The organism is Sphingomonas sp. LH128 (assembly GCF_000293195.2).
Taxonomy (GTDB): domain Bacteria; phylum Pseudomonadota; class Alphaproteobacteria; order Sphingomonadales; family Sphingomonadaceae; genus Novosphingobium; species Novosphingobium resinovorum_A.
In genome coordinates this window covers 1-6,160 of sequence record NZ_ALVC01000359.1, presented here as the reverse complement: position 1 = coordinate 6,160, position 6,160 = coordinate 1, and the positions used below count along the sequence as shown (strand labels likewise).

5 protein-coding genes are annotated in these 6,160 nt (G+C 61.2%); 2 read left to right on the top strand and 3 right to left on the bottom strand.

Annotated features, from left to right (window positions below; translation table 11 throughout):
- Positions 1–263: 263 nt before the first annotated feature.
- Together LH128_RS24810 and LH128_RS24805 are read right to left on the bottom strand one after the other, a co-directional pair.
- Positions 264–653 (bottom strand): hypothetical protein, encoded by a 390-nt coding sequence (locus LH128_RS24810; RefSeq protein ID WP_008832443.1) that lies wholly within the window; start codon positions 651–653, stop codon positions 264–266.
- A gap of 122 nt (positions 654–775) precedes the next feature.
- Entirely contained in the window at positions 776–1,183 is a 408-nt protein-coding gene (locus LH128_RS24805; protein WP_327195259.1) for a hypothetical protein, read from the bottom strand.
- Between the two features lie 240 nt (positions 1,184–1,423).
- Between LH128_RS24805 and uvrA the strand changes: the two genes are divergently transcribed.
- A complete protein-coding gene (uvrA, locus tag LH128_RS24800; protein ID WP_008832441.1) occupies positions 1,424–4,327 on the top strand; it encodes an excinuclease ABC subunit UvrA in 2,904 nt (967 codons plus the stop codon).
- 225 nt (positions 4,328–4,552) lie between these two features.
- Here uvrA and LH128_RS33775 read toward each other — a convergent pair whose 3' ends face one another.
- On the bottom strand, positions 4,553–4,915 hold the full coding sequence (locus LH128_RS33775; RefSeq protein ID WP_172705165.1) for a hypothetical protein: 363 nt from the start codon (positions 4,913–4,915) through the stop codon (positions 4,553–4,555).
- Between the two features lie 188 nt (positions 4,916–5,103).
- On the opposite strand from LH128_RS33775, the gene LH128_RS24795 reads away from it, so the two are divergent.
- Positions 5,104–6,006, top strand: a complete 903-nt coding sequence (locus tag LH128_RS24795; RefSeq protein WP_008832440.1) for a hypothetical protein — start codon at positions 5,104–5,106, stop codon at positions 6,004–6,006.
- The last annotated feature ends 154 nt before the right edge of the window (positions 6,007–6,160 follow it).

Here is a 6,160-nt window from a genome sequence, read left to right as displayed (position 1 = left end):
CGGAAGGGCTGGTTGCCCTTCCAAGGCCGCTTCGGTTCGAGATGGAAGCCATTCCGGCGTCCTGCAGGGATTTGACCAAAATGGCCCATCGCCACGTCGACAGGCCTTGAAATATCGACATATTCCTTCGTCCTGTCTCCTTGCGCTGAGCCATTTTGCCTCAAACCTCGATGGTGCTGTTTATGAGTTCACGTCCTAGCCCCCGAGCGTCCGTGCTCCAATGCGGGGGCGGGCTCTTTCCACAAGGATGGCCGTATCCGGTCTTACCGCGCGCAGTGCTCGTAATAGCCCGCGCGGCAGGCGGCGACGTCCTCGCGCCATTCGCGCATGTCGTGCTCGTAACGGCGGCGCTCTTCGGCATAGTCGGCGCGCGCGGCGTCATAGTCACGACGATCGGCAGCGTAATCGCCTTGGTCCGCATCGGGGTGAGCGCGCGCCGTATCGTAGTCGCGCCAGCCTTGCGCATAACCGGCGTCGCGCCGGCGCACGTAGTCCAGCTGCTCGCGGTTGAGGCGGCGGATGGTCGCGGCGTCGCGGGCGACGGCGTCCGGCGTCATGGACGGATCGCGCGGATCGTCGGCAAGAACCGGCGTGGCGAAGCCTGCCAACAGTAAAAGCGCCACCACGCGCCCGAACAGCCCGAAAGCCCCCATTTTCCTGAATCCCCTGAGCCTGATCGGCGCACCCGACAGGCGCTATCTGCCTGCAGAATCGCGGGGATTCAAAGGGCTTGCGACGGGCGGTTCGTCGCGGGGTGAAGCCTCGGCGGAAGGGGTCAGCGCCCACCGGAGCCGGGAGCCTGCGGATCGGCGGGGCACTTCACGGCATTGCCGTTCCAGCACGCCGGGTTCCTGACTTCCCACTGCTTGCGGTCGGCGCGGTAGTCCTGTTCCGCCGCATCGTGCCGGTCGAGCGTCGCGTCGTAAGCGGCGGCATCGCGGGCGGTCTTCATGTCGTTGAGGGCGAGCGCGGCGTCGTATTGGGACCGGCTGGCCTCATTGCGGGCGAGCTGTTCCTGCGCGGCGGCGGCTTCACGGGCGTTCAGCATCTGTCGCCGTGCTTCGGGATTTCCCGGCTCCGGCGCGCTGGCAGCCGGTTTCCCGGTATCCCCGGCCATGACGGCGGACGGTAACATGAATGCGACGGCCGCTGCGGCGGCGATCTTCGGTGCGAGTTTGCGCATGGCGCGCATGGCGTTCTCCTCAAACTGCGAGGCCGCACGAATGCGGCGCTGGGTCGAAACGGAAAACGTGCGGGGGCCTTGCGGGTTTCCCGTCCGACCCCGCGCAGCCCCGGCTCGTCGCAGCGCGGGATCATCCAACGCCCGGAAACGCCCTTGCCCTTGGCGCGCTGTGCCCCATCTATGGGCAAACCGCCCGGCGCCTCTTGAATGGCGCGAACAAATCTGGAACATACCGCCTCCATGAGTCTCACCCACATCACCGTGCGCGGCGCGCGCGAGCACAACCTCAAGGGCTTCGACATTGCGCTCCCGCGTGAGAAGCTGATCGTCATCACCGGGCTTTCGGGCTCGGGCAAGTCGAGCCTCGCCTTCGACACGATCTATGCCGAGGGGCAGCGCCGCTATGTCGAAAGCCTCTCGGCCTATGCGCGCCAGTTCCTCGAGATGATGCAGAAGCCGAATGTCGAGCATATCGACGGCCTCTCGCCCGCCATCTCGATCGAGCAGAAGACCACCAGCCGCAATCCGCGTTCGACGGTGGCGACGGTGACCGAGATCTGGGACTACATGCGCCTGTTGTGGGCGCGCGTGGGCATTCCCTATTCCCCCGCCACGGGTCTTCCGATCGAGGCGCAGACGGTCTCTAACATGGTCGACCGGGTGATGGCGCTGCCGGAAGGCACGCGCCTCTACCTGCTCGCCCCGGTGGTGCGCGGCCGCAAGGGCGAATACCGCAAGGAACTCGCCGAGTGGCAGAAGGCGGGCTACACCCGCGTGCGCATCGACGGCGAGTTCTACGCCATCGAGGACGCCCCCGCGCTCGACAAGAAGTACAAGCACGACATCGAGGTCGTGGTCGATCGCATCGCGGTGAAGGAGGGCATCCAGACCCGCCTTGCCGACAGCTTCGAGCAGGCGCTCAAGCTGGCCGAGGGGCTGGCCTATGCCGACATGGCCGACGGCAACGTCCCCGGCCGTGAGGAAGAGGAGCAGGGCAAGAACCTGAAAGGCGCCGGCCTGCCCGCCAACCGCATCGTCTTCTCGGAAAAGTTCGCCTGCCCCGTCAGCGGCTTCACCATCGAGGAGATCGAGCCGCGCCTGTTCTCCTTCAACGCCCCGCAAGGCGCGTGCCCGGCCTGCGACGGCCTCGGCGAGAAGCTGCTGTTCGACCCGCAGCTGGTCGTGCCGAACGAGCACCTGACGCTCAAGCAGGGCGCCATCGTGCCCTGGGCCAAGTCCAACCCGCCCAGCCCCTACTACATGCAGGTGCTCTCCAGCCTGGCCGCGCACTTCGGCTTCAACCTTACGACGCCGTGGGACGAACTGCCCGGCGAGATCAAGCTGGTGATCCTCTACGGCACCGGCGGCAAGGCCGTGCCGCTCACCTTCAAGGACGGGCGCAAGGAATACACCGTCAACAAGGCGTTCGAGGGTGTCATCGGCAACCTCAATCGCCGCATGCTGCAGACCGACAGCGCCTTCATGCGCGAGGAACTGAGCAAGTACCAGACCGCGCAACCGTGCGAGACCTGCGACGGCAAGCGCCTCAAGCCCGAGGCCCTCTCGGTCAAGATCGCCGGCAGCGACATCGCCGACGCCGCGCGCCTCTCGGTGGCGGACGGCTTCGCGTGGTTCGGGCAGCTGGAAGGCAAGCTCACCAACCAGCAGCAGCAGATCGCCAAGGCCATCCTCAAGGAGATCAACGAGCGCCTCGGCTTCCTCAACAACGTCGGGCTCGACTACCTCAACCTCGACCGCACCTCGGGCACGCTGTCGGGCGGCGAGAGCCAGCGCATCCGCCTCGCCAGCCAGATCGGCTCGGGCCTCTCGGGCGTGCTCTACGTGCTCGACGAGCCCAGCATCGGCCTGCACCAGCGCGACAACGACATGCTGCTCGAAACCCTCAAGCGCCTGCGCGACCTCGGCAACACCGTGATCGTGGTGGAGCATGACGAGGACGCCATCCGCACCGCCGACTACCTCGTCGATCTCGGCCCCGGCGCGGGCGTCCACGGCGGGCAGGTGGTCGCCGAAGGCACGCTCAAGCAAGTGCTCAAGAGCAAGGACAGCCTCACCGCGCAGTACCTCAACGGCACCCGCCGGATCGAGGTGCCGAAGGAACGCCGCAAGGGCAACGGCCACTTCGTCACCGTCGAGAACGCCCGCGCCAACAACCTGACCGGCGTGACCGCGAAGTTCCCGCTCGGCACCTTCTGCTGCGTGACCGGCGTGTCCGGCTCGGGCAAGTCCTCGCTCACCATCGACACGCTGCAGGCAGGCGCCAGCCGCCAGCTCAACGGCGCGCGCGTCATCGCGGGCGCGCACGACAAGATCACCGGCCTCGAAAAGTGCGACAAGGTGATCGAGATCGACCAGTCCCCGATCGGCCGCACCCCGCGCTCCAACCCCGCGACCTACACCGGCGCCTTCACCCAGATCCGCGACTGGTTCGCCGGCCTCCCCGAATCCGAAGCGCGCGGCTACAAGCCCGGCCGCTTCAGCTTCAACGTCAAGGGCGGCCGCTGCGAAGCCTGCCAGGGCGACGGCCTCATCAAGATCGAGATGCACTTCCTGCCCGACGTCTACGTGACGTGCGAGGAATGCCACGGCAAACGCTACAACCGCGAAACGCTGGAAGTGAAGTTCAAGGGCATGTCCATCGCCGACGTGCTCGACATGACGATCGAGGACGCCGAAGAATTCTTCAAGGCCGTCCCCCCCATCCGCGACAAGATGCACATGCTGAACGAGGTGGGCCTCGGCTACGTCAAGGTCGGCCAGCAGGCGACGACCCTGTCCGGCGGCGAGGCGCAGCGCGTGAAGCTGGCCAAGGAACTCGCCCGCCGCTCCACCGGCCAGACGCTCTACATCCTCGACGAACCCACCACCGGGCTCCACTTCGAAGACGTGCGCAAACTCCTCGAAGTGCTGCACCGACTGGTCGACCAGGGCAACTCGGTGGTCGTGATCGAACACAACCTCGACGTCATCAAGACCGCCGACTGGATCATCGACATGGGCCCCGAAGGCGGCGTCCGCGGCGGCCAGATCGTCGCCGAAGGCACGCCCGAAGAGGTGGTGAAGGTCAAAGGCAGCTTCACCGGAAGCTACCTCAAGCCCCTGCTGGGAAGCTGGGCGAAGTAAACCGCACATTCCTCCCCGAGCTTGTCTCGGGGAGGGGGCACAGGCGGTTCAGGTGAGGGGGGAAGAAGAAAGTAGAAATGCGAGGGCCATCGCCCTCGCGCTCCCGGAACTGTCAATGTCGCTTACGGCCAAAGCATAGAGATAATCGCCGTAATTGCTTTCTATTTTGTGTTGGTTAATGTGCCTTGTTGAATAAAAAAGAGGCAGCGTGAGCTGCCTCTTTACCTAAGTGTTTAAATAGCTTTTTGCTAGAAGCGCACTAAGAGTATTAACTGTTTGAATTAATTCATCATTTCGTGCTCGAAGTTTTTCTATTTCTGATTTTGCGACGTCGTGATGACGGTCGTCATAGTCAAATTCTCTGTCTCTTGGGACATCGCAAGCGGCATCAGTAAGTGCTTGGCTAACCCAAGCATTAATTTTCATGCCGCTAGATTTGGCTGCTTCTCGGGCAACCTCGACTGTCTCAGGAGACAGTCCTTTGATTGTCCAATCTTTTTGTGCACGCCCCCGCCCTTTGCCACGTGTACCCCGATTTGGTACCCCGCGCTCCGCTACAGTGGCTTCCACCGCTTGGAGGTCGGACATTACCAGTTCTCCTTGTTGATACGGAATCATATGCGAATTCTTTCGCATGTCCCGTGGTTCCCATTTATCCCCAAATTCGTACCCCATTCAACCCGAGATTTGTGGATAATGGGTTAAAGGTACCCGGGAAACGCGCTTGATGTACCCGCCATCCCAGCTCATAATGCCACCATTCAGGAGGTTAATGCATGAATGGGGCAGCAGCCACCGAGGCGATGCAGAGTGAACTTGATCGAGTGATACTCGAAGTTCGTACGGCTTTGGGTCGGCTAGCGCTCGAACGTAAAATCACCGGAGTATGCGCGGGTATTTTGAATCTCATCGATCAAAGTGAATTTCAAGTGACCGATGAGGAGAGTGAATCGGCTTTCCGTTTGGATCGCGGTAATATGCGGGTCTACTTCTATCTGGCGCCATTGGTAAAAGTATGGAATGAACTCTATGATGCCTGCGGGGAGATCGGCATATCTGGCGTAGAACGTGTGCGCTGGCAGCAGATCGGGCTAGCCCAATTCGTTATTCACGAATTGATCCATATCCGACAGAAATTTTCTGAATTTACAACTGTTCCGGTTATTAAGGTTGGTCTCCCCGGCATGGGTTTGCCCATGCTGGATTTGGCTGCTGATTTAGTTGCTGCTTGGGTGTCGGCCCTCATTGAGGTGCATTACAACGATGCTGGGGATGAAGATCTCATCCAAAGTTATTACGTTAATGCATTGCTTAGAGCATATCTAATCGGCGCTTTTGTTTTTGATGCAAGAACAAACCCCAATAAACGGCAGCGGGCAATCGGTTTGATTATATCGATGATGCTGGTTCAAGCAAAGATTGATGGCAAGCTGAACGCTGGAAATATCAACGAAGAATGGACGGAAATTTCCCCTGTTCTTGCTTTGGATATAAGTCGTTCTCACAGATTTAATGCAATTGTTATCGGAACATTGCCCGGTCTTCTGATTGAGGACCATGACGTTCATGATGGCGATGCGTTGATGGCTCTTTGGGAGAGCGTTGGCTCAAGGCCTATGCTTGATATAATCTCACGGACCTCCACTTTTCTAAAGGCCGCAGGCGCTATAGCCTCCTGAGCCTGAAGCGGATGCACTTTCCTACAGCCACCCACATACGATAACTAATCCGTCCCCCACGACGCGCCTGTCCGGGCTGCGTCGTGGTCTTTCGTGGCTTTCCTCTTGCGCGAGGTGGACGATGACGGACTTTTCCAGCAGCTTCGGTATCGAC